The sequence below is a fragment of the Phnomibacter sp. genome (assembly GCF_036803085.1).
GTDB lineage: Bacteria > Bacteroidota > Bacteroidia > Chitinophagales > Chitinophagaceae > Phnomibacter.
On sequence record NZ_DAIRUZ010000002.1, the window covers coordinates 275,329 to 299,130 of the forward strand.

The window sequence follows — 23,802 nt, forward strand, 5'->3', positions numbered from 1 at the left end:
TCTTTTATCCTCTCCCGACCTCTCCAAAGGAGAGGTGCTGTAGAGTAAGGTAGTTGATATTGGGGATTGGACTTCGTTTGCCCGTCTTTCCTTATTTCGGACTTTCAGTCTTTCAGTCTTTCAGTCTTCCCGACTTTCGGTCTTTCCTCACTCTTTGTTTTTTGAATCAATGACAATCGTCAGCGGGCCGTCGTTGAGGAGCTGCACTTTCATATCGGCACCAAAGATGCCGGTGGCCACGGGCTTGCCCAATTCGGTGCTGAGTTGCGCTATCATTTTTTCGTACATGGGCTTGGCAAAATCGGGCTTGCTGGCCCGGATGTACGAAGGCCGGTTGCCCTTTTTGGTAGCTGCATGCAGGGTGAACTGGCTGATGAGCAAGATGCCGCCTTCCACGTCTTTTACCGACAGGTTGGGTACTTTGTCAGCATCATCAAAAATGCGGAGGTTTACTATTTTATTACACAGCCATTGCATGTCTTCTGTGCTGTCGGCATCTTCTATACCTACCAACACCAGCAGGCCCAATCCTATTTGTCCGGTTACGTTTTCCTCCACCGTTACGCTGGCTTCGGTTACCCGTTGTATTACTACTCTCATAGGTGGCAAATTAATCAGGAAAAGGGTTGCCAGAGCCATCCGATTCAGAATGGCTATTTTTGCCAGCTATGGAAATCATCAATGCCAGCTACCTGATTAGCAGACCCGAAGTAGCCCAATGCCCTGCGGGAGATAAGCCGGAGTTCGCTTTTATTGGCCGCAGCAACGTGGGCAAAAGTTCTTTGCTAAACATGCTTACCGGCCAACAACGGCTGGCCAAAACATCGGCTGCTCCCGGCAAAACACAAATGATTAACCACTTTGTGGTAAAGAGCCGCAACAGTGCAACTGCAAAATCGGTAGCGGAATGGTATATGGTAGATTTGCCCGGCTATGGCTATGCTAAAGTGAGCCAGAAAAACCGCAAGAGCTGGGGCAAAATGATTGAAGATTATCTGCGCAAAAGAGAAAACCTGCTCACCACTTTTGTACTCATTGATAGCAGGCACGAACCACAAACCATCGACCTTGAATTTGTGAACCAGATGGGTGAATGGCAGTTGCCCTTTGCCATTGTGTTTACCAAAGCCGACAAAATGAAACCAGGCGGGTTGCAACGCAACGTAGATTTATTTGCTGCTGCCCTGCGGGAAAATTGGGAAGCATTACCGCCTTTTTTCATCAGTAGCAGCACCGACAAAAGTGGCAAGCAAGAAATACTCAATTATGTGCAGGGCATTTTGAAATCAGTATCGTAAAGCATCAAAATTGTTTGCAACAATGCACAATCTTTAAATAGCGCATTGTTGCGCCAGCCTTCTCCATAAGGATTGCTGTAATATTTAAACAAACATCAAAGACTATTATAAACACGGGACTGTAATTGATACAGTCCCGTGTTTATTTAATTCACCACTTTGTTGGCACAGCTGCTGCTGGCAAAGGCTTCTGGCTTGGCTTTAAAGGCAAAGCCCATGCCGAGTATGTAGCCCATGGCTTCCCGCAGTGCCTCGTTGCTTTTAAAACTGGGGTTGGTGTTGATGTCCGCATGCACTTCCATATCTACCTCATATTGGGTAAACAAGTCGCAAAGCTCATAAGCAATTTCAATGCTCTTGGCTACTTCTACCAACATGCGTTCTTTGATGCTGAATTTTTGTGTGGTTCGTTCATTGTGAATGAACATAAATCCGCCACTACGTTCCCGCAGAAATACAATGACCGTTGCAAATTCTGTATCGATGCCTTTTACCTGACTATCGGTACCAATGCACACCTTGAGTTTGTTGCCAATGGCGTGTTCTCTTTTGATGGCGTCTTCCACTGCCTGCTTAATGGGAAGGCTAATGGTTTCGCCATTGAATTTTCTCCAACGCATACTTGAAGGGGTTTTTTAAAGTTACTGTTGAACAGCCTTTGCCCGCATCAATGTTTGTCATGCTTTTATGAACAATTTGCTATGCATTGAGTGAATAACCTGATTAAAACTGCCCGGTACTCAGCATAACGAGGGTGCAGGCTTCCATGGTTTGTATGCCTTGCTGTTGCAGCATTTCCTCCAGTTCGTCGTTTTCTGTACCGGGGTTAAAAATCACCCGCTTGGGATGCAGGCTGAGGATGTAATCATAATACGCCAGCTGGCGCTGTGGATTGATGTACATCGTAATGGTATCAACCTGCTCCAGCGCCGGATGGTCGGTAATGATATCGAGCCCTGCTACCCTGCCTTTTTTTATACCAATGGGCACAACTTCGTGGCCATGCGCCACCAATCGGTTGGCTGCAATATAACTATACCTGTTGCTGTTGTCTGAAGCGCCTATGATCACCGTTTTTTTGCTCTCACTCATGGGTTAAAAATACTATAGATGCACCATTGGCTATTTATTTTTATACATGCTGATTTGCAGTTGTACATATTGCCAGCGCTGTTTGCTTTGCAGCCAAAGCAATTGCAAAAAGTAAAAGGTGCCTACTATTGCTGTTAACCATGGCTTTTGCAAATACTGCTGCACATTACCCAGCAACCAACCACCTACTGAAGTCAACAACAACCACACGGTTATTTGACCGAATATTTCCATCCACAACTGCTGCAGCTTTTGTGACAAGAAAAAAACGATGCTCAATATAGCAGATACGGCCAGCATCCACCAGCCTGCATGCAGGGCAAACGGGATGTCAAAACCTGTAACAATTCCAGATATAAAAACCGAACTCATGAGCAGCTGCATCAACACAACAAAAGCTATGCGGTACCGCAAATGAAATGCAGGTGCACAAGTCATGTGGCTGCAAGAAGGCAAGGTACCTGTAATTACTTTTCTATTGTAAGAAATGAAGCTGTACAAGGTTTTGATGAACGGCTGAAAAGCTCTCCAGGAAGCTATTTTAGCAAGGGTTGGATGCTTTTTACCAATGATCGCAATGATTGCATCTGTACCATAACGCACAGACTGTTGTGCAATATTGACCAACGGAATTTCATTGGTCATTTTTTGGCGGTGAAGGCCCGGTAATTGTTGCAGGTTAGCCTGCTGCATGGGTACTACTTCTGCGGGTTGTAAATAGCCATGTTTTTTGAAGTATCCGGTATACCATACACAAAGCGGACAGTCGGCATCGTAGAGTCACTGATATTGTATTGCTGACATGGTAAAATATTTGTAAGGTGAACAGATATGTTAGTGAGTGGGGATGAGCTGGCGGCGATAGTTGTGCATGTATTCTATTCGGGTGATGATGGTGTACCAAACTGCGAGTACTGGTGAAACATACATGAGTAACATGAGGCCAAACCATACCAGCACAGGTAAAATGATACCTGCCAGAAAAATGATGATGATGGCAAGTAAAACCCACTGATAATATTGCCGCTGTTTTGACAGGATGAAAGACGACCGGTTGGGCAAATGCAACAGCACACTCAGCAGTTGCCAGCCACCCATCAGCAGATAGGCCGAATAGAAATAATCGATTTTCCAAAGCATGAGCACAGCTATGATGGCATAGAGCAACAGCTGTCCGTAGTAGTCAATTTTGTGCAGCATTTTCATGATTGAATTATTTATATTTTCAGAAATTATTGAAACTTATAATTCTATAAAAAGGAGGTTTCCCTCCTTGCCTTTCTTGTTTACTTCACCAGCTTGAGTAAGGTGCTCACCAGCCAGCTTTCCTCTGCTTTTAGCATGGCTTCCATAGCTTGGTCTGTTTGCCGGCCAAATTTGCGAATGCCTTCCATGGTTTGTTGAAATGCCTGTATGTCGGCTTCAGTACCACCTTCGTTTACCTGCTGCAGGCTTTCAATAAACTTGAGCATGGGCTCCAGTTCCCGCTTTTTCCGTTCCCGTACAATAATGCGGGCCACTTTCCAAATATCTTTTTCTGCCTGAAAATATTCCTTGCGTTCGCCATGCACCACTACCCTGTCTACCAACCCCCAATTAATGAGCTCCCTGATGTTCATATTGGCATTTCCCCGGCTCACACTCAGTTGTTGCATAATGTCTTCGGTGCTTTGCGGCTGCGTACTCACCAATAGGTATGCATGAATTTGAGCCATAGTTCGGTTAATTCCCCAGTTGCTGCCGAAGCTTCCCCAGGCGGCTACAAATTGATTTTTGGCATCTGCTAATTGCATGACATAAAACTACAGCAATCATTCTAAACTTTCAATTATTTCTGAAAGAAAAAAATTTAATAATGGTGCAGCACTCAGGAATTGTGGCTGGTCATATATGGGTCAATCAACACTAACTGCAACAATATGGCTGCCCGCATGGGCAGCCATTTGTAATTTGGGGGGTAAGCGTGACGGCGATGAGGAATCATCAATCGAACATGACATTGAAGGCACTGCTTCCTGTTTTTCCTGATGTGTCGGCGATCACCAACCGATATACACCGGCAGGCCAATGCTTCCGGGTAATTGCATGTGTAGCGCCCCCCTGGCTGCCGTCAACCGTTTGGCTGTACACCGTTTGTCCGGCAGTGTTCATCAGGTGTACCTGATAGAGTCCTTTTTGTGGCAAGGTTATATACAGTTGCTTATGCACGGGGTTGGGGTACACCGTTGTAGCTACTGCTATATTGCTACTCACCACTGCTATGTTAGAAGTAAGCGACTTGTCATCTTTATCCATTACCCGTATTCTGTAATACAAGCTGCCGGCAGGTACATTCCGGTCGATGAAATAGTACTGGTGGCCATTGTTGCTATTACCCACAGCTGGCATTTCTGCAATACGGGTAAAGGTTTGCCCGTTCGTACTTCTTTCTATCACACAAGTTTGTGTGTTGGCTTCCCATATTGTTTTCCAGGTAAGGTTTACATGCTCTTGTTGTTTGCTGGCACTAAGTGTCAAACCTTTTACAGGCAGTGCACCCGGAGGCCTGATTAAGCCAGCATCAATATTGTAAATACCGGAAGCGTATGGCAGCGTAAAGTTGCTGATGGTTACACCGCTGGCATCCACTTTGCTGTCGTTACTTCCATTGCCCTGATTGGCTACGGTAAAGTTGGCTATGGCATTGGCAAAAATGGCTCTTAGTGGTACATCAATTGGTACAGTAAAGAATTGGAAGAAGCCATTGCCTTTTGTAACTGCTTCACCTATTACCTGTCCTGTGTTTAGATTAATGAGTTGCACGGTAATGCCTGCTACGCCCGGCTCATTAGCATCTTGTATGCCATCCTGATCGTAGTCGTCCCACACATAATCTCCCACACGACCAATGAATGATGCACGAAGGCCAGCATCCACATCAATATTATTTACACCAGATACAACTGTAAATACATTGGTGCGACCAGTGGTTCGGCTTACATCGCTACCATTAGCAGCGGGAGCAGCCTCTTGCAATGTAAACTCCATTATGGTTGGATAGGTACTATAACCCATGGTATAATTACCGGCCGGTACATTGAAGAAATAATATTTACCAGCAGCATCAGTAACAGTTGAACCCAGCGGTGTTCCCATATCGCTATATAATGTAACGGTTACGCCTGCCAAGCCTGGTTCGCCGGCATCTTGTATACCATCGCCATTCAAATCGTTCCATACATAGTCGCCTATATAGCTAGCCAGAGGAATAACACCCAAATCGGCGGTATAATTGGTACGAGCTACAGATGTAATTGGTAAACCAGCCGTAACACGGCCATTTACACCATTCACGTCACTATCAATAAGATCATTGCCACCCTGGTCAATGGGTGAAAGCATAAAGCCCGCAGGCAAGTTGCTGAATCTTGGAAAGTATGTACCATCGGCCAAACCATAAAAACGATAGTAGCCGCTCCTGTTGGTGGTTGTTTGTACTCTTTTGCCACCAATGGTCACCAGATTACCGCCTACATCCAGCAGGTCCACGGTTACACCGGGTATACCTCTTTGTTCTCCTGCCTCTTGCATACCATTCAGGTTCAGGTCCAGCCATACACGGTCACCAATTATTCTGTTGCTGCTGGCAGTAAGCAATAAACCAAGTGCAATGTCAATTTTTTGTTCGCCTTCAGCCAGGCCAAAATCACTGGTTACAGAAGTGCTTCCTACCAATGGCAAGCCATCACTATCGTACTTATCATCGGCGCCGGCATTCAGCGTAGTAAGTGTATACCAAGAGGTATTGATATTACTAAACTCTACACGGTATTTGTGAGAAGACGGCAAATTGGTAAATGAATATTCACCCAAAGCATTGGTTATGGTTGTGTACAATACATCATCGGCATCATTTAAAATACCGTTAGCACCCGCCTCACGTAGGGTGACAGTAACATCGGATACGCCGGTTTCATTTTCATCCTGAACACCATCGGCATCCAAATCTATCCAAACCAGATTGCCGACGGAACCTGTACCTGGGTTTTTGCCTTGGCGAATAGCTGCATCAAAACTCAGGTTGGTAACGCCACCAGCCAGTGCAAACAAGTTAGTTAAACCCGTAAGTGCATCTACATCGCTGTCGATATTATCATTACCACCCCGATCTTGCAGGCTAAACAAATAACCATCTGGCAAATTGCTAAAGCCCAATACATAATTTGCTGGAGCCACATTTACAAAACGGTAATACCCCAATGAGTCGGTAGTAGTGGTGCTAACCACGGCACCAAGGGCATTGTACAATGTAACTGTAATAGCTGGCATGTAAGGCTCATTCGCATCTTGTATGCCATCGGCATCTAAATCGTTCCAAACCACATCACCAATAGATGACCAATTGGCAGGAGGATTGGTAAGGCGCAAGCCAATGTCTACATGGTACACATTTAAATCCCACACCAAAAAACCAATAAGTGGAGAGCACAAAGTAGCGGGTTGAATGTCGTTGTCTGCATAATCATTGCTTCCCTGATCGGCTGCTACCACAGCATATCCGGCAGGCAGCGTCAACTTCACGAAGTAATAAGTAATGTCCAGATCATTGAATTGGTACACCCCAAAACCATCAGTAATGGTAGTAGCGATGTAGATATCGTCGGCGGTGTTGGGCAATCCATCAGCTCCGGGTTTGTACAGAGAAAGCTCAACACTGGGTATGCCCGGTTCGCCAGCGTCCTGAATACCGTTATTGTTGATATCGTTCCATACACGGTCGCCAATGCTGTAGCGGGTAGCATCGGTAATAAACAAGCCAATGTCTACATTAGAAATGGTTTGACCCGTAGTGAGGGTTATCAAATCTGTACGACCAGCGTATAATCCTGTTGTATTTATGTCATTATCTGCCGCATCATTCCCACCTTGATTTATCAGCGTAACTATAGTGCCTGGAGGGGTAGTAACACCAATACGATATTGTCCTGGATTCACCCTGTCGAAACGGTAAAAACCCCTTGCGTCTGAAATAGTAGAGGCCACCAGCACATCGCTACTATTGAAAAGAGAAATAACTACACCAGATACGCCTGCTTCACCAGCATCCTGAATACCATCGCCGTCATTATCCATCCACACAAAATCGCCGATGGAAGCATACTGAGTAGGAGTATTAAAAATGAGGCCGCAGTCAATATCCCGCTGGCTGGTACCAGGCGTAAGTGTAAAGTTGGCCGTGCGACCGTTTACAGGATTTGGGTCGCTATCATTTGCTTGTGTAGCACCACTACCAACCCTTGCAGTAAAGCTGTAGTTTGGTGGTGCAATAAATGAAACAGAATAGTTATCGGTATTGTAAGGCACGTTGAATTTATAGTTACCAAAAGCGTCTGAAACGGTTGTTTTTATTGGGTTTCCTGAAGCATCGTTGAGGGTAACGGTAATGTTAGCCATACCAGGTTCGTCGGCATCCTGCAGGCCATTTTTATTCAGGTCGTTCCATACTTTATCGCCTATATAAGTTATCTCATACAACTCCACATCATCAATCAAAAAGTCGTTACCAAAACCTCCTTGTTGGAGGTTGTAAATACCCACGTTTGAATTGCTGTTATTTACCGGAGCAGTAAAGCGAATTTTAAATTGTTCCCAACCCATTTGGGTAAGGTAGGTAGAAGAGGAATAAGAAGCAGGTTCTACTACATATCCCAACTCAGCGTAATCATAAATAATACCATTTACTACCAGGCCCAACCTTGGCACAATAGGTTGGTAAGTTGGTTCGCCATCGGCAGTACCATTGTTTTTATTTTTAGGCATAAATGGCTGTAAGTTTTTTGCCCAAAAAGAAAACTGATAAGTACGGCCTTGTATCAGGTTAAGGCCTTGTAAAAACAATACTTTGTCGGTTCTGTAGTGGGCATTTACCACCATCATAAATCCATTGGTAGTGCCATCGGCTTGAGTTACAGATCCTGTATGATCTTTGGATTTTTGCAAACAGGCAAAAATATGGTTGCCCTGTCGGGGATATTGCAAATTGCGCAGCCTACCATTAAAAGCCACAACACCACCGTTATCTGCATTATCGGTAGAGCGGGCAATGGCATATCTGGAGTCTTGTGGCTGACCACTACCAATTGCAACCGCTGTATAATCTGTAACACCTGGTGTACCTGCCAAACTAGGCATGGTTGCCGCAGCAGTACCAAAGTTGCCATTGGTAATGATACTGGTACCAGTTGGCGCAAAATCTATCAGTTCATCGGTAGTAAAACATGGTACCCCAACAGGGCTTGGTACTTTAATGTTCAACTCACGATAACAAGTGGTACCAGCCACCCTTATCTTAACCGGATAATTGCCAGGATACAGATTATTAATTGTAAACTGCCCGGAAGCTGGTATTACACCTGTGCTGGTGTAAGTACCACCAACTAAGGTGGCATATTCATAAGTTGTACCTGGTGTAAGGCCGGTGATAACGACGCGGCCCACAGAACTAATGCAACTTGTGGCAGCTTCAGCTGTGGCGGTAATATTAGGCAGGTTTCCGGTGCTTGGCATGATGATAACGCCAATGACGGCACAACGTTGCTGGTCACCGATTGAATTATAATTCCCAATCGCCCAATCGTCTGCGGCACCTGCTGCTACGTTGTTCGTAGTCAAAATATCATCATACGGGTCTCTTGATAAACTAAAGGTGTAAGTACCGGGAGCCAGACCGGTAAAAGTGTAGGTATAACTGTTGGCGCTTGTAAGATTATTTGACGAACCTGCTATTAAAGTACCCCCGAACGTTAAACCACCGTGCCGGGCTATTTGCCGAACAGTTGTTGATTTAGTACCCCCGTTCCATACGATGCGTACAGAGCCTGTACCGGCGCAGGTAGTAGGCGCAGTAACAGTAAACGAAGGCATATAATCGCCCACGTTATAGTTGCCGATGTAATAGACCTGATTAATTGGTTTATTGACATCGCCGCCAATTAGTTGTGCACCGCTCATCAACGGTGTGGTACAACCCAAAATAATTAATATCCTATAGACCCATTTTATCATACATGTTCCAGCTAGTATGATGAAAAATCAGGTGGACTAAGGTGGTGAAACCTTAATGAACCCATGAATGTCCAAGGAATGTCAGGTATTGAACAAAAGCGCAGGGCTTTTAAGTTCAGGGTATAGGTGAATCAGCTTAAGAAGGAAGGGATTTGATCCGAATAGCAGCATGGGAGTACCCATTTGAAGGGTAAAGGTACACCGTTTTCCACAGAAAGCGCAGCATCTGCATAAAATTTTCGTCAAATGCACAATTATTAAATCATTGATTATCAATATCTTGCAAATAACTGCCAATTATTTTTTTACGATTTTGATGAATGTCAAATGTCTAAACAATAATTTTAACGCTTAGATAAGATACCCATCAGAGCGTATGTGAGCCAATAAGCCAAACGCACCCCACCCAGGAGCTTTGAAAACCAGCATACGTTTCGCAGCAAAACCCTGAGCGTCCTTAAACTGCCCTGGAAATTCATTTTTTTACTAACCCCCTTGCTTCTATGCAAAAGACTTTTACGCTTGTGCGTATGTTATGCCTGTTGCTCCTCATTCACTCCAGCACTCAGGCTCAGGTTGTAGGTGGCCGTCATGGCGAAGTGTTTAAATCCACCAATCTTCAAACCAATTTTTTTGACCCTTGGGATGTGGCTTACGGCCCCGATGGATTTTTGTGGGTAACCGAAGCCCGTGGCTACCGGGTGAGAAGAATTGATCCATCGACAGGTGCTGCTACCACTGCCTTAGATATCCAACACAATACCACAAACAATGCTGCTACTTCGGGCCTTACCAATGCTGTTTTTGATGCCCATAAAAGAACTTTCACAGGCAGCGAAAGCAACTTTCAGTGGCCGCAGGGCGGCATGATGGGCATGGCTTTTCATCCCGACTTTAGCGGTTCAAGCCCCTATGTCTTTTTGGCTTACGTACGCTCCTATACGGGCAGAAATACCACAACAACTGTGTCGGGCACTTACCCAGATGGTCAGGGCCAATATTTTAGAACATTTCTTACCCGCTGGACCTGGAACTCTACACTAGGTAAATTAACCAACCCGATTATTTTGTGCGATACGCTGCCCGGTAGCAACGACCACAACTCTGGCCGCATGACCATTGCACCGGTAGGTGGCACCAACTATCTTTTTTATTCCGTGGGCGATATGGGTGCCGGTCAGTTTAGCAATCAAAGCCGCATCATCCGTGCTCAAGATCCTGCCTCGTATCAGGGCAAAATATTGCGCTTTAATATAACTGAAGATGCAGATGCAGACCAAGGCGCTGTAGATTACAATAAGTGGATACCAAACGACAACCCTTACAGTACAAACAGTGCCGTTTGGTCGATTGGCATTCGCAACAACCAAGGCTTTTCTTATGCCAATATTGGTGGAGTGGGCCGTTTATACGGAAGCAGCCATGGCCCGTTCAGCGATGATGAAATAAACGTGATTGAAGGTGGTAAAAACTACGGCCACCCCTTGGTCATAGGTATGAATGATGGCAATTACAACGGTTTGAAAGCAGGCGCAACGGGTGGTTCTTTGCCTACTATTCCGGCAAGCAATGGTGAGCAAAACAATGCTACCGCTATCGGGGCCAATTACCGCAATCCGATTTATGCTTTTTACGATGCATCTCTTGCTACAGTAACATCTATCTACAACAACCAAACTAATAATGGTGCCTGGCCAAGCGAAGCACCATCGGGTATGGAAATATATACCGGCAGCGTTATTCCAGGCTGGAAAAACAGCCTCCTGCTCTCATCTCTCAAATGGGGTAGAATATTGCGATTGAAATTGAATGCTGATGGCTCGGCAATGACAACAGTAGATGGTGTTCGTGACACTGTTACATTATTTGGCAGTCAAAACCGATTCAGAGATGTCACTTACGCTCCGGATGGAAAATCCCTTTTTGTAATAATGGACCAGTCGGCCACCACCTCCGGCCCAAGTGCCCTTAACCCAATTGTACCGGGCTGCCCGGGATGTGTGCAGAAATACGAATTCATAGGCTACAATAACAACGCCGGAAAAAGCACCATTCCTTCCCACATTCCCATTGCCCCAGGTACCGATAATACCTGCGTAACAGTGAACTCCGTTGTAATTAATGCGGACAACACCAACCTGTGGGTACCCATTACCGATGCTGATGGCAACATTGTAGCGGAGATTCGTGCTAATGGAAATAATGTGGGTACCGTTTCTACTGTTCTTTACAAAAGCGGCACGCAAAGAGAAGATGGCTCAAAGCGTTTGTACCTCAATCGCAACATGACTATTTCTGTTTCCGGAGCCGGCCCTTTCACCACCAATGGTGGTGTTGGTGTGCGTATTTATCTCACCAAGGCCGAATTTGAAGCACTTCGCGATGGTACCAATAGTTCAGGTTTTGCCAGTGGTATTGAAACAACAGCAGACTTGGGCATATTTAAAACAAATGGTAGTGGCTGTGTTACCGGCATGATTGGCAACGCTGCTCAGGTGGCTGGTGCTTCAATAGAAGCGTTTGGCTCCAATGGGTATGTAATGACCGCTACTATCAACAGCTTTAGTGCATTTTATGTGGCCAACAACAGCTCATTGGTACTACCAATTAAGCTCAAAGACTTTACAGCTAACTGGCTCGGTAGCAGTGCATCTCTAAGCTGGGCAACTTCATCGGAGTCTGGCGCAGATGGTTTCGATATTGAAAGAAGTACAGATGGCCGCTATTTTACCAGTATTGGTTTTATAAAAGCAAAAGGTAACAGCAGCACAACAAACACTTACCGGTATAACGATGCAACCATTGGTGGACTTGTTGGTACCACTTTTTACTACAGGCTTAAGTTGAAAGATGCCGACGGAAAGTACGTGTACTCTTCTGTAGCAACACTTACTCGTTCTGCAGCAGCCTTTGTTGTAAAAGTTTACCCCAACCCGGTAAAGAGCCAGGCAACCCTCAGCATTTTTGCCGACAAAGAAGATAAGGTGCAATGGCAACTTACCGATGCCAGCGGCCGTGTTGTAAGAAGCCAGAATGCTGCTATCGCAAAAGGTCAAAACAACATCTTGATTGATATGAACGGGCTTCCTGCCGGTACTTATCAAATGCAGGCAAAAGGTCAGTATTTCATTCAAACATTGAAGCTGCAAAAGCAATAAGCTCTTCCAACAATTCAGTATAGTAAAGGCTACCTTCGGGTAGCCTTTTTTGTGCAATCGTTAAACCTTTTCACAACATTGCCGTCTCAACGCCATAAGCATTTCGCTGTATGAATCTTGCGCAACATTTTTTCTGGCGGGCCGGCTTTGGCCCCACTGCAGCCACCTTACTCTCGAATGGCAAATGGAAGGCCGAATCTCATTTTGATAAATACTGGAAGCAATCACAGCAACCACTCCGGCCCATAACTGTACCGCAACCATCTTTGGAATCGCTACCTGCGATGATAGCTGGCAACAACAATGGCCAAGCTGCACTGCAAAAAGAGCAACGTGAAAAACTACAGCAGCAAAGCAGAGAAGCCATTAAGCAGTTGAACCTCCACTGGCTGGATGAAATGGTAAACAGCGAAGCACAACTGCGGGAAAAAATAGCCCTGTTTTGGCATGGACATTTTGCCTGCCGCAACCTCAATAGCTTACATCAGCAGCAATTGCTGCACGTAATACGTGAAGGTGCTTTAGGCAACTTTGCCACACTGCTTACCAACGTGAGCAAATCTGCCGCCATGCTGGCCTTCCTCAACAATCAGCAAAACAGAAAACTGCAGCCCAACGAAAACTTTGCCCGTGAGGTAATGGAGCTCTTTACCCTTGGCCGTGGGCACTACACAGAGCAAGATGTAAAAGAGGCAGCCAGAGCTTTTACCGGCTGGGGTTTCAATCCAAATGGCGAATTTGTATTTAGAAAAAACCAACATGATGTTGGCAGCAAAACCATCTTTGGAATGAGCGGCAATTTTAATGGCGATGACGTATTGGCGATGCTGCTTAAACAACCGCAAACAGCTCGTTTCATTACCGCCAAACTGTATCGCTTTTTGGTAAATGAAGAGGTGAATGAGGAACACGTCAGCTGGCTGTCGAAAAGATTTTATGATAGTGGTTATGAAATGAAACAACTACTCGGCGACATTTTTACAGCCAACTGGTTTTATGATATCGTCAATCAAGGAAAAATCGTAAAAAGCCCTGTGGTTTTGTGGGTGGGTATGCGCCGCATGCTACCCATGCAGTTAGAAAATCCCGACATACAATTGTTGTTGCAAAGAGCACTCGGGCAAATACTGCTCTACCCGCCATCGGTAGCAGGCTGGCCCGGCGGCACTAATTGGATAGACAGCAGTTCGCTGCTGCTACGTATGCGGCTGCCGCAGTTGGTAGCCCTTGCTGAGCCGTTTGAACTTAGCACCCCCGCCGATGACGATATGCAAATGGGTAAGATGCAAAATACACTCGGCAAAAAAGCCATCAACCGTTTTAAACTCAAAGGTGATATTGAATGGGAACCATTAATAGAAGCCTTGCATAAATACAAAAAGAGTGACATTGTACAACAGCTTTGTGAGCACTTATTACAAAGCCCGCATCAACTCTCTTCCATCATTGAAGCACAGGTAGCACCGGGCTTGCCTGTCAACAGTTTTATTAAACAAACAACGCTGTTGGCTATGGCCACTCCCGCCTACCAGTTGTGTTAATTTTTTTGACCCCTATCCAAATCCGTTATGTTCATTAAACGTCGCCGATTTATAGCACAATCATCACTGGCCGCTGCGGGTACTTTATTTGTGCCCAAATTTTTGCAGGCAGCTGCCGGCCCTTTGTACAAAGGCACTGCCGAGCCCGAACGTATCCTTATTGTTATTCAACTTAGTGGTGGCAATGACGGCCTCAATACTGTCATTCCCATCAGCAACGATATTTACTACCAATCAAGACCGGGCATTGGTATTGCTGCTTCTAAAGCAGCCGTTATTCACACCGATGCTGCTTTGCACCCTGCACTCACGGCTTTTCAAAAAATGTACGATCAGGGCGAACTCGCTATCCTCAACAATGTGGGCTATCCTAACCCTGACAGAAGCCATTTCAGAAGCATGGATATCTGGCACAGTGCCAGTAATAGCCAAGATTATTGGAATACCGGATGGCTGGGCCGCTACCTCGACCATGCCTGCCATGGCTGCGACAAACCCACCCAGGTGCTGGAAATAAATGATGTGCTCAGTCTTGCGTTAAAAGGCGAACAACACAAAGGCATTGCCACGCAAGATCCTGCTCAATTATTTGCTACCAGCAGTGCACCATACTTTAAGCAACTGGCCAAGCACGACCATCCTCATGAACCGCTGGCTGATTATTTGTATAAAACGCTGGCCGACACCATCAACAGTGCCGAAAGTATTTTTACCGCAGCCAAAGCTGGTCGTACTAATAGTGCTTACCCAAACACAGCGTTGGCAAAACATTTGAAAACAGTAGCCTCACTCATTGCAGGAGGCATGAATACCAGCGTGTATTATCTGAGCCTCGGCAGTTTTGATACACATGTAAACCAACCGGCACAGCAACAACGCCTGCTTGCAGAACTCAATGGCGCAGTGGAAGCATTTGTAGCCGACATGAAAAAACAGAACCGGTTTAAAGATGTGCTGCTCATGACCTTTAGCGAATTTGGCCGCAGGGTAGCACAAAATGCCAGCGCCGGCACCGACCACGGAGCTGCCAACAATATGTTTTTCGTAAGCGGAAGCCTGCAGGAAAAAGGTTTACTCAACAGCATGCCCAAACTACAGCAACTGGTGAATGGCGATATCCCTTTCGACATCGATTTCAGGCAGGTACTGGCTACTGTTTTGCAACAATGGCTGAAAACCGATCCTACACCAATTTTGAAGCAAAGCTTTCAACCGTTATCATTTGTATAGAGATCAGCACCTTGCCATCATTTAAACCTGCATTTTTATTATCAAATTGTTTTCAACACGATTTAAGAAATAAAGCTTTGTTGCTATGGTTTCAAAATTTTTACTTTGCAACACTCAAACTACACTTATGAAAGAGAACCTCAAACGTTATCTTAACCCAAGTAACTTACTCGCATTTTTTCTTTGGGCATTTGTAATGGCACTCGTTATTTACTGGAACAACTCCCACCATTTTTAATGAAACCGAACTTTTAAGTTGTATAAACAAAAAGGCCACTCATTTTACTGAGTGGCCTTTTTAATGTAGACTATGTTTCTGGTGCCAATGCACACCAATTTTTCGCTAGTTCAACACAGGATTTACCTCCATGGGCCATGATGCGGTCGCATCTTCGGGTCGCTCCTCATTCCATTCAATAATGAAGTTATTGCGTCCTTCGCCTACCATTATTTGAAAATATTGCTGCTGTACCAGCTCCAGCATGCCTAAAAAAAGAAAAATGGCATGCACACGGTCCTGGCAGGTTTCAAATATTTTTTCGAAGCCCATGGAACGTTCTCTTTTCACCTTATGCAGCATGTATTCGCGGCTTTCTTCCATGGTATAGTTATACTTAAATACCACGTGCTGAGGCTTGTTGTTCCGCTCGTTTACCCGCTTCATCACCTTCTCAAAGGTCTTCATCAGTTTAAAGAGCGTTATGCTTTGTATTTCGGTGCCTTCGCCGGCATCTTCTCCTATGCTATTCAGCTCTTGCTGTATGTTGCCCCGCTTTACCATCAGCATCCGAATGGCTTCTAGTTCGGCCATTTTCAGTGATGCTTCCTTAAAGCGTTTGTACTCCAAAATTTTATCGACCAGTTCTTGGCGAGGATCAATTTCATTGCCTTGGGCGTCGAGTTCTTTGCGGGGCAGCAGCATTTTGGCTTTAATCCGCATTAGTGTGCTCACAAACAGGATAAACTCACTGCTGAGTTCAATGTTCAGCTTTTCCTGATTGTGTACATAGCTCAAAAAATCTTTGATGATGCGGGTAATCGGAATATTGTAAATGTCCAGTTCATCTCTCTCAATGAAAAACAGCAGGAGATCGAACGGGCCCTCGAACTGGGGCAATTTTATTTGATAAGAAATAGCGGCCATATAATACAATAACGGATTGCCTGCTACATGCAGTACTTACTCCCGGTATTTTCAAAAATACGGGCACAAAAAAGGCCTGTACCCAGTAGTTGTACAGGCCTTTTACACATGTGGAAAAGAGGTTAAAACTTTCCGGAAACGCCCACCCCAAAAGTGCCCAAAAACTGCATCGTAGGGCTGGTGCGGCCTTCAGGTATAAGGTCGTCGTCGTAGGCCAGGTTGAGCAGGTAACTCATGGTGAGCCATTTGTTTACCTTAAACCCGAAAGAGTTGGTCCAAAACATATCGATGTTTTGCGGATTGTGTTTGTAATTGGAATACAGGTCGAGCCGCGATGTGTAGGTTACATTTTTCACAAGCTCTTTGTTGAAGTTGGCCGATAAAAATGCACCGAATTGAGCATCTACTTTTTTCACCGGATCTACGCCGTACAGGGCTGCCAGTGGCCGCTGCCCGGGAGGTGGCGGTGTAGTGCTGTAGCTGTACGGATCGTTGGAGACTACAATCCATTTGCCGGCAAAAGGAGAAAAGAACAAACTGAAATGTTTGTTGGGTTTCCAGTCGAGACCGGGCGTAAGCAAAATATTGGCCGGAGCAAAAAAGCCCGACACCCTGCGGCGTGGTGTTAAGGCATAATCATAACCGTTGGTAAACTGCGACCGGAGGTTGAAAATGGCGGCCAGCGACAAGGTTTTCTTCTCGTTGAGTGAATGGCCGAATTTGGTATACCAATCGAAAAAATCAGCGGTTTTGCGCAGGCCTTGTGTTTGGTTGTTTTGGTAGGCATAGCTGGCTTTAAGCGTGTTATCCAGGGTGCTTTTGCCCCAGGCCCGATTGGCGTACAGGTCTACGTTCAGGCCCACGTTGAGGGCAAACTTTTCATTTACACCTACCCAGTACGAGCTGTTTTGTTGCGCCAGCGCCAGGGTAAATGTACCGCCACTTTTCCAGCGGCCTTTTTTAGATGTATCTGCTACCATTGTTTTGGCAGTCATTGCTTCATCAATTGCCTTACGGGTTTGCTGTGCAAAAGATTGGCTGAGGAGCAGGCAAGCAACAGCTACTAAGCCTGATTTGATTGTCATGGGTATTCTATTTTGCTATAAAAACCAAAATGGTTGCACTGGCAAAAGTGCAACCATTTTGTTGATGTAGAAAATGAACCGAAAAAGATGCCGGCTATTTTTTCAACGCATCGCGTATTTCTGCAAGCAATTGTTCAGTAGGCGTAGGCCCGGCTGGTGGTGGTGCCGGTTCTTCTTTTTTCATTTTATTAATGGCTTTTACTACCAAAAAAAGCACCAAGGCTATCACTGCAAATGAGATAATGGCCGACAGAAAATTACCATACTTCACGGCACCCATTTTTAGGTCCTGAATGTTTTCCAGGTTGGCGGCTTTGAGTGCTGGTGCCAGCAGCAGCGGTGTAATCACATCGTCGATAAACGACTTAACAATAGACCCGAATGCGCCGCCAATAATTACGCCGATTGCAAGGTCTACTACATTGCCTTTTACGGCAAACTCTTTAAATTCTTTTAGGAAGCCCATAAATAAAATTTGTTGGTTAGGATTAAAAAAAATTTTCAATTATAAACAAAAAACAGCAGAAAGCCGTTGCCTTAAGCATTGCATCTTTACACCTTCATCAGGTCATTTATTTTCATGAAGGCTGCACCAACAACCAAACGGGTATCTTCCTTTTCTTTCACTAGCAAAATGGTCAACTGGCTCATTTTTGTGGTGCTTTGCCTCATTTGGGGTAGCTCATTTGTGCTCATGAAGCTGGGCTTATATGGCCTCGACGGGCAGCCGGTGCTGAGTGCCTATCAGGTGGCGGCTATCAGAATGCTGAGTGCAGGACTGGTGTTGTTGCCGCTGGCTAAGCCAGCATTGGCACGGGTAGCAACGCCATCGGTGCGGTGGTATGTATTGCTATCTGGTTTGCTGGGCAGCTTTTTTCCTGCTTTTCTTTTTTGCATAGCCGAAACGGCTATCGATAGTTCTCTTGCAGGAGCCATCAATGCCATGACGCCGCTGTTTGTATTGCTGGTGGCCACTGTAGTGTACAACAACCGCATTCCTGCCATGAAATGGCTGGGCATTATCATTGGTTTTGCGGGCTGTTTGTTATTGTTGTTTCGGCAGCATGGCACGTCGGGTGGCAATAATGCTTTTGCCATGTTTGCCGTACTGGCCACTATGTTTTATGGTTTTAATGTAAACATGGTGAAGCACAAACTGCTCCATATTTCTTCGGTAGATATTGCCACGCTGGCATTTGTATTTCTTACCATTCCTTCATTGGCCGTGCTGATTGGTACGGGCTATTTTTCACTGCCCCTGCTTTCGGCACCAATACTGCTGGCCACAGCCGCTGCTGCGGTATTGGGTGTTTTTGGTACAGCACTGGCATCCATTCTTTTTTATATGTTGGTCAAAAGGGCGGGCATTGTTTTTCCATCACTGGTTACTTACGGTATTCCGTTTGTGGCCATTGGCTGGGGCATTTACTATGGCGAAAAAATAGTGTGGATGCAATTGCTGGCCCTGCTCATCATTCTTACCGGCGTTTACCTGGCCAATCTTCAATTTCCCCTTCGGAAAAAGGCATAAAAAATGTGCTCCTGGTTTATTACCAACAGCACATTGTTTAGTCAGCTTTGCCGACTTAATTAAACGTGCATGATTTCTTTTTCTTTGGCTGCCAGGTGCTTTTCAACCAAGGCAATAAACCGGTCGGTCATTTCCTGAATGTCGGCTTCGGTGTCTTTGGCAGCATCTTCGCTCAGGCCATCTTTTTGTGCCTTCTTTACTTTTTCAATAGCATCGCGGCGAATATTGCGCACTGCTACCTTGGCATGTTCGCCTTCGTTGTTCGATCTTTTCACCAATTCTTTCCGGCGTTCTTCCGTCATAGGTGGCAAAAATATGCGGATGATACTGCCATCGTTTTGCGGAGTAATACCAATATTGGCTTGCAAAATAGACCGCTCAATAGGCTGCAGCATATTTTTTTCCCAGGGCTGAATGGTTAGCGTACGGGCATCTACCACAGAAATATTGGCCACCTGAGATATAAGCGTGGGGTTGCCGTAATAATCCACATGAATGCCATCGAGCATTTGGGGGGTTGCTTTACCAGCTCTTACCTTGGCCAATTCTGATTCGAGGTGGCTGATGGACTTACGCATCAGCTCTTCTGTATCCTTCATCAGGAGTTCTACTTCAACCGACATACTGTATGCAATTTTAGGGCTGGCAAACCTAAAGAAAACGATGGTTCAACGAACAGATACTTGCCTGCAAAGCAAAAAATGGGGAAGAATTAATTGGCGGCCTTTTTAGCTTTTACCGGAATAACAGGGGCTGAATGTATACGGGGGCTTTTATCGGCCAGCATGCGGCGGCGGTACATTTTATAACTCCACAGTGCTCCGCCAATCATAAAAAATCCTACAGCAATAATAGATACCAGCACAATGCTATTACCCAGGGATTGAAGCATCCAACCCAAGCCTGCAAATAGTAGTGCCGCTACTGCAAGTGCCATGGTAACCTGCGTATGCGACCAGCCAAAGCGTAGCAAAATGTGGTGCACATGATTTCTATCGGGGGTAAAAGGAGAAATACCCCGAACAATTCTGTACGAAAAAACCCGCAACGTATCGAACAAAGGCACAAACATGATAGCAAAGCCCACCGCCCCGGCAGACTCTACCACCAACACTGGTGCACTACCTGCCGTGTGAATAAAATGAATAACCATGGCGCCATTTACCAATCCCAATAAAAGAGAGCCTGTATCGCCCATAAAAATGCGGGCCGGCGCATAATTGAAAATTAAAAAAGCCAAGGTGGCGCCAATGAGGGCAGTGGCCATGCAGGCATATGCATAATCGCCATTAATGGCAAAAAAGGCAGCAAACAAGCCGGAGGAAATCAGCGATAAAGTGCCGGCCAGTCCGTCTACACCATCTATCAGGTTGTAGGCGTTAATAATTACCACCAAAGTAAAAACAGTGAGCACTTCGGCCACTAATGGCTGTAGCTCATGAATGCCAAATACACCACCAAGGTTGGTAATAATCAGCCCCCCTTTAAACACCAGTAAAGAGGCTGCCAGTACCTGCCCCAAAAACTTTTTAAAAGGTACCAGATTTAGCAAATCGTCTTTCAGCCCAATGAAAAAGATGACCAGGGTGGCGGCCAGAAAATACTGAAATACAAACTGGCTGCCGGCAAATGAAACCGTGATGAGAAAAGCCATAATAAAGCCGGCATAAATAGCCAGCCCGCCTAAAGATGGAATGGGTTTATGATGATGCTTACGATCGTCTGGAAAATCGAATAACCCTTTCTCTATGGTGATGTTAATAATGGCCGGTAGTGCGTAGAAGCTAATGCCAAATGCCAGTGCCAGGCTCATAAGCATTTCAATCATACTCAAAAATTTTCGCGGAGTGTGCAGGTTGTTTTAGGAAACTACGCTTGCTGCTGCAACCGTATTTTAACAAAGTAAGTGTAGCAGGTTGGGTTTTCCATCTTTCGGGGCGTGTATTTATACAAAATCCCGTGTTCGGGTGATATTTTGAAACATCTGTGGCCAGTTTGAAAAATCTGTTCCCTCATTTGCCCAAAACTTTAGCTTTGCCCGCAAATTCAATTTCAGCATGACAGCTACATTGCCTCAAATAGCCAGCCAAATAAGAAGAGATATTGTACGAATGGTGCATGCCGTACAAAGCGGCCACCCTGGCGGCTCCCTTGGTTGTACCGATTATTTTACTGCGCTGTTCTTCAAAGTGCTGCGCCATCAGCCCCAGCCTTTTGATATGGATGGCAATAACCAGGATCTTTTCTTTTTGAGCAATGGCCATATATCTCCGGTGTATTATTCCGCACTGGCCCGCAGCGGATATTTTGATGTAGCCGAACTGGCAACATTCCGCAAGCTCAACACCCGCCTTCAAGGGCACCCCACTACCCACGAACATTTGCCCGGCATCCGCATTGCCAGCGGCTCACTGGGACAGGGAATGAGTGTGGCTATTGGTGCTGCATTGGCAAAAAAGCTAAAACACGACAATCACCTTGTATACAGCTTGCATGGCGATGGCGAATTGCAGGAAGGCCAGGTGTGGGAAGCCATCATGTTTGCGGCGCATCATAAAGTAGACAACCTCATTTCAACCATTGACTGGAACGGACAACAGATTGATGGCCCTACCGATAAAGTAATGAGACTGGGTAACCTCGAAACAAAGTTTGCTGAGTTTGGCTGGGATGTACTGGTAGTAGAAAACGGCAACGATATGGACCAAATGCTGGCAGGCCTGGAGCAGGCTAAAGCCCGTACCGGCAACGGAAAGCCCGTATGCATACTCATGAAAACCGCCATGGGCAAAGGCGTTGATTTTATGGAAGGCAGCCACGAATGGCATGGCATTGCACCGAGTGACGCACAACTGGAAGCGGCACTGGCCCAACTGCCCGAAACACTCGGCGACTACTAATGTTATTACGTCTGTAAAAGAAGATACAGCGGCTTGCTACTTAACAGTGCAAGCCGTTTCTTTTTGTGAAGAAATGCAGAAAAAAAATTGAAAGATGATGCCCTCACTTAGCCAGCAGCTTCAGATAATGTTCCAGTTTTTTGAGTTGAAGCGAATCTGTTTTTTGGGCAAGAATGTTTTCGACTATAGCAGATTGCTCTTGCTTCGGCATTGCTGAAAATGCGGTATATACAGCTTCATTTCTAAAGATATCCAACACATCGCTTGCCGTCATTTTTTCAATGGAAGCCATCAGATACAATGTCACTTGTACCAATTCTCCGCCGCTCTTTTTTATGGCTTTCCGAATGTCGGCGTTTATGGACAGCAGCTTGTCTTGCCCGCTGATGGTGAACAGATTTTTTGCTTCAATTGGTACACCATCAATTGTGCCGGAAACCTTGAGCGAACCCCAACGGCCCACCAAATGCCTGGTGCCGGGTATTTGCAAATGATACGTCCACGCACCTTTGCCAGGTACATACTTTAATTCAAGCCATTGGTCTTTAATGAGGTATTCCATCAGCGTAGCGATTGCTGTATGCGTAGTGCCCTGCGAGACGGAGCAAAACCTGCAATGATGGCAATGGTAAAAATGATCACTCCAACCAACAAGAAATCCGTAGCCCGCATTTCCACCGGATAATAATCGATAATAAAGCTTTGGCCACCCAGTTTTACCCAATGAAACTGCTGCTGGCCAATGCAAATAAGCACTCCCAACAATCCACCAATGAAGCCGCCAACTCCTGCCAGCAATGCACCCAATTTTAAAAAGATACCCGCCACCGATGTGCCAGTTGCTCCCATGGCTTGTAGCACAGCTATGTCTTTTTCTTTTTCCAGCACCATCATGGTAAGGCTGCTGATAATGTTGAAAGCAGCTATCAGCAAAATGAGAAATGCCACGGCCATAATGATAAGTTTCTCAATTTTCATGGCGGCAAACAAAGCCTGATTTTGCTGGTACCTTGTTTGCACAGTAAATGATTTCCCTAAGTGTTCTTGCAGTTGATCAGTAAGGTGTTCAACATCGGTACCGGGTGTAGCGGCTATTTCAAGTGCCGTTACTTCGTTGGGTGGCAAGTCGAGCATATATCGCATAAATGCAGCATTCGTGAAGGCGTACTGATTATCGAATTCTTGCTGAATAGAAAATGTACCTGCTGTAAATGCATTGGCAGTATGTAAAGCAGTAAGCGGGTCCGCATCCAGCGTTGCTCGCCGGTTGGGCAGGTATATAGTTACAGGGGCAATATTCTGACCGGCTATTACCTGCAGCCCGTTTTCTACCCCACTGCCCATTACCAAAGCAGGTGTTTCTTCATTGCCCAGCGCAAACTGCCCACGAAGCAAATGCCTTGGTACACCGCTTACATTGGCATAGCCAGGCTCCACGCCTTTCAGCCATACAATAGATTTGTCTTCGCCCTGCATCAGCATGGCCCGTTCTTGTATCACAGGTTCTACAGCAGCCACACCTTTGGTACCGGTTATTTGCTGCAGCATAGCCGGCGAAGTAGTCAGCCATTTGCCGTTGGTGGCAGTAATTTTTATATCGGTATAAAAATCGGCGTACAGGTTTTGTACAAGTTGCTCAAACCCGTTGAACACACTCAGCACTACTACCAGTGCGGCCGTAACCACTGCCACCGCCACCATGCTGATATAGCTTATCAGGTTGATGGCATTGGTCGTTTTTTTGCTTTTAAAATACCGCCAGGCAAAAAGTGTAGTCAA

The 23,802-nt window shown here is 45.6% G+C and carries 19 protein-coding genes and 1 pseudogene; 6 read left to right on the forward strand and 14 right to left on the reverse strand.

The features are described 5' to 3' along the window. Positions 1–147: 147 nt before the first annotated feature. Positions 148–600, reverse strand: coding sequence for a D-aminoacyl-tRNA deacylase (gene dtd, locus V7Q13_RS05085; protein ID WP_333799596.1), 453 nt, complete (start codon positions 598–600; stop codon positions 148–150). 68 nt (positions 601–668) lie between these two features. Here dtd and yihA point away from each other — a divergent pair, with 68 nt between their 5' ends. After that, complete coding sequence (gene yihA, locus V7Q13_RS05090) at positions 669–1,298, forward strand: ribosome biogenesis GTP-binding protein YihA/YsxC (protein WP_333799597.1); 630 nt, start codon at positions 669–671, stop codon at positions 1,296–1,298. Between the two features lie 146 nt (positions 1,299–1,444). On the opposite strand, the gene V7Q13_RS05095 is transcribed toward yihA, so the two are convergent. From V7Q13_RS05095 to V7Q13_RS05120, 6 genes and pseudogenes are all read right to left on the reverse strand, one after another. Further along, complete coding sequence (locus tag V7Q13_RS05095; protein ID WP_157479685.1) at positions 1,445–1,918, reverse strand: ribonuclease H-like YkuK family protein; 474 nt, start codon at positions 1,916–1,918, stop codon at positions 1,445–1,447. Positions 1,919–2,021: 103 nt separating this feature from the next. Beyond that, positions 2,022–2,390, reverse strand: a complete 369-nt coding sequence (locus tag V7Q13_RS05100; RefSeq protein ID WP_333799598.1) for a CoA-binding protein — start codon at positions 2,388–2,390, stop codon at positions 2,022–2,024. Positions 2,391–2,420: 30 nt separating this feature from the next. Beyond that, positions 2,421–3,158, reverse strand: a pseudogene (locus tag V7Q13_RS05105) (DCC1-like thiol-disulfide oxidoreductase family protein); the annotation flags it as partial. Positions 3,159–3,224: 66 nt separating this feature from the next. Continuing rightward, complete coding sequence (locus V7Q13_RS05110; protein WP_333799599.1) at positions 3,225–3,596, reverse strand: hypothetical protein; 372 nt, start codon at positions 3,594–3,596, stop codon at positions 3,225–3,227. A gap of 80 nt (positions 3,597–3,676) precedes the next feature. Beyond that, positions 3,677–4,183, reverse strand: coding sequence for a GbsR/MarR family transcriptional regulator (locus V7Q13_RS05115; RefSeq protein WP_333799600.1), 507 nt, complete (start codon positions 4,181–4,183; stop codon positions 3,677–3,679). 190 nt (positions 4,184–4,373) lie between these two features. Beyond that, entirely contained in the window at positions 4,374–9,434 is a 5,061-nt protein-coding gene (locus V7Q13_RS05120) for an SdrD B-like domain-containing protein (protein WP_333799601.1), read from the reverse strand. Positions 9,435–9,937: 503 nt separating this feature from the next. On the opposite strand from V7Q13_RS05120, the gene V7Q13_RS05125 reads away from it, so the two are divergent. The 3 genes from V7Q13_RS05125 to V7Q13_RS05135 all read left to right on the forward strand — a co-directional run bounded on the left by V7Q13_RS05125 (position 9,938) and on the right by V7Q13_RS05135 (position 15,363). After that, positions 9,938–12,592, forward strand: a complete 2,655-nt coding sequence (locus V7Q13_RS05125) for a PQQ-dependent sugar dehydrogenase (RefSeq protein WP_333799602.1) — start codon at positions 9,938–9,940, stop codon at positions 12,590–12,592. A gap of 110 nt (positions 12,593–12,702) precedes the next feature. After that, the gene (locus V7Q13_RS05130; protein ID WP_333799603.1) at positions 12,703–14,133 is read left to right on the forward strand and encodes a DUF1800 domain-containing protein; all 1,431 of its coding nucleotides are present in this window, start codon (positions 12,703–12,705) and stop codon (positions 14,131–14,133) included. A gap of 27 nt (positions 14,134–14,160) precedes the next feature. Beyond that, the gene (locus V7Q13_RS05135; RefSeq protein WP_333799604.1) at positions 14,161–15,363 is read left to right on the forward strand and encodes a DUF1501 domain-containing protein; all 1,203 of its coding nucleotides are present in this window, start codon (positions 14,161–14,163) and stop codon (positions 15,361–15,363) included. Between the two features lie 343 nt (positions 15,364–15,706). On the opposite strand, the gene V7Q13_RS05140 is transcribed toward V7Q13_RS05135, so the two are convergent. The 3 genes from V7Q13_RS05140 to mscL all read right to left on the reverse strand — a co-directional run bounded on the left by V7Q13_RS05140 (position 15,707) and on the right by mscL (position 18,058). Next, complete coding sequence (locus V7Q13_RS05140; RefSeq protein WP_333799605.1) at positions 15,707–16,507, reverse strand: segregation and condensation protein A; 801 nt, start codon at positions 16,505–16,507, stop codon at positions 15,707–15,709. Positions 16,508–16,629: 122 nt separating this feature from the next. Beyond that, a complete protein-coding gene (locus V7Q13_RS05145; RefSeq protein ID WP_333799606.1) occupies positions 16,630–17,592 on the reverse strand; it encodes a DUF3078 domain-containing protein in 963 nt (320 codons plus the stop codon). Between the two features lie 94 nt (positions 17,593–17,686). Continuing rightward, entirely contained in the window at positions 17,687–18,058 is a 372-nt protein-coding gene (gene mscL / locus V7Q13_RS05150; protein WP_333799607.1) for a large conductance mechanosensitive channel protein MscL, read from the reverse strand. A 114-nt stretch (positions 18,059–18,172) separates the two neighbouring features. Between mscL and V7Q13_RS05155 the strand changes: the two genes are divergently transcribed. Beyond that, a complete protein-coding gene (locus V7Q13_RS05155) occupies positions 18,173–19,123 on the forward strand; it encodes a DMT family transporter (RefSeq protein WP_333799608.1) in 951 nt (316 codons plus the stop codon). Positions 19,124–19,182: 59 nt separating this feature from the next. Here the strand turns inward: V7Q13_RS05155 and frr are convergent, their stop codons facing one another. Together frr and V7Q13_RS05165 are read right to left on the reverse strand one after the other, a co-directional pair. Beyond that, the gene (gene frr / locus V7Q13_RS05160; RefSeq protein ID WP_333799609.1) at positions 19,183–19,746 is read right to left on the reverse strand and encodes a ribosome recycling factor; all 564 of its coding nucleotides are present in this window, start codon (positions 19,744–19,746) and stop codon (positions 19,183–19,185) included. 89 nt (positions 19,747–19,835) lie between these two features. Next, entirely contained in the window at positions 19,836–20,951 is a 1,116-nt protein-coding gene (locus V7Q13_RS05165) for an MraY family glycosyltransferase (RefSeq protein ID WP_333799610.1), read from the reverse strand. A gap of 229 nt (positions 20,952–21,180) precedes the next feature. Here V7Q13_RS05165 and V7Q13_RS05170 point away from each other — a divergent pair, with 229 nt between their 5' ends. After that, positions 21,181–22,023, forward strand: a complete 843-nt coding sequence (locus V7Q13_RS05170; protein WP_333799611.1) for a transketolase — start codon at positions 21,181–21,183, stop codon at positions 22,021–22,023. 103 nt (positions 22,024–22,126) lie between these two features. Here the strand turns inward: V7Q13_RS05170 and V7Q13_RS05175 are convergent, their stop codons facing one another. Both V7Q13_RS05175 and V7Q13_RS05180 read right to left on the reverse strand, forming a co-directional pair. Next, positions 22,127–22,585, reverse strand: a complete 459-nt coding sequence (locus V7Q13_RS05175) for a DUF1905 domain-containing protein (RefSeq protein ID WP_333799612.1) — start codon at positions 22,583–22,585, stop codon at positions 22,127–22,129. Further along, on the reverse strand, positions 22,585–23,802 hold the full coding sequence (locus tag V7Q13_RS05180) for an FtsX-like permease family protein (RefSeq protein ID WP_333799613.1): 1,218 nt from the start codon (positions 23,800–23,802) through the stop codon (positions 22,585–22,587). Before V7Q13_RS05180 ends, V7Q13_RS05175 begins: the two co-directional genes overlap by 1 nt.

Excerpts from the sequence above, each read along its gene's own strand:
- V7Q13_RS05130 (WP_333799603.1), top strand. The coding sequence starts at position 12,703 with ATGAATCTTGCGCAACATTTTTTCTGGCGGGCCGGCTTTGGCCCCACT.
- dtd (WP_333799596.1), bottom strand. The coding sequence starts at position 600 with ATGAGAGTAGTAATACAACGGGTAACCGAAGCCAGCGTAACGGTGGAG.
- V7Q13_RS05145 (WP_333799606.1), bottom strand. The coding sequence starts at position 17,592 with ATGACAATCAAATCAGGCTTAGTAGCTGTTGCTTGCCTGCTCCTCAGC.
- V7Q13_RS05175 (WP_333799612.1), bottom strand. The coding sequence starts at position 22,585 with ATGGAATACCTCATTAAAGACCAATGGCTTGAATTAAAGTATGTACCT.
- V7Q13_RS05095 (WP_157479685.1), bottom strand. The coding sequence starts at position 1,918 with ATGCGTTGGAGAAAATTCAATGGCGAAACCATTAGCCTTCCCATTAAG.
- V7Q13_RS05110 (WP_333799599.1), bottom strand. The coding sequence starts at position 3,596 with ATGAAAATGCTGCACAAAATTGACTACTACGGACAGCTGTTGCTCTAT.
- mscL (WP_333799607.1), bottom strand. The coding sequence starts at position 18,058 with ATGGGCTTCCTAAAAGAATTTAAAGAGTTTGCCGTAAAAGGCAATGTA.
- V7Q13_RS05125 (WP_333799602.1), top strand. The coding sequence starts at position 9,938 with ATGCAAAAGACTTTTACGCTTGTGCGTATGTTATGCCTGTTGCTCCTC.
- V7Q13_RS05135 (WP_333799604.1), top strand. The coding sequence starts at position 14,161 with ATGTTCATTAAACGTCGCCGATTTATAGCACAATCATCACTGGCCGCT.
- V7Q13_RS05155 (WP_333799608.1), top strand. The coding sequence starts at position 18,173 with ATGAAGGCTGCACCAACAACCAAACGGGTATCTTCCTTTTCTTTCACT.
- yihA (WP_333799597.1), top strand. The coding sequence starts at position 669 with ATGGAAATCATCAATGCCAGCTACCTGATTAGCAGACCCGAAGTAGCC.
- V7Q13_RS05120 (WP_333799601.1), bottom strand. The coding sequence starts at position 9,434 with ATGATAAAATGGGTCTATAGGATATTAATTATTTTGGGTTGTACCACA.
- V7Q13_RS05170 (WP_333799611.1), top strand. The coding sequence starts at position 21,181 with ATGACAGCTACATTGCCTCAAATAGCCAGCCAAATAAGAAGAGATATT.
- frr (WP_333799609.1), bottom strand. The coding sequence starts at position 19,746 with ATGTCGGTTGAAGTAGAACTCCTGATGAAGGATACAGAAGAGCTGATG.
- V7Q13_RS05165 (WP_333799610.1), bottom strand. The coding sequence starts at position 20,951 with ATGATTGAAATGCTTATGAGCCTGGCACTGGCATTTGGCATTAGCTTC.
- V7Q13_RS05140 (WP_333799605.1), bottom strand. The coding sequence starts at position 16,507 with ATGGCCGCTATTTCTTATCAAATAAAATTGCCCCAGTTCGAGGGCCCG.
- V7Q13_RS05115 (WP_333799600.1), bottom strand. The coding sequence starts at position 4,183 with ATGCAATTAGCAGATGCCAAAAATCAATTTGTAGCCGCCTGGGGAAGC.
- V7Q13_RS05100 (WP_333799598.1), bottom strand. The coding sequence starts at position 2,390 with ATGAGTGAGAGCAAAAAAACGGTGATCATAGGCGCTTCAGACAACAGC.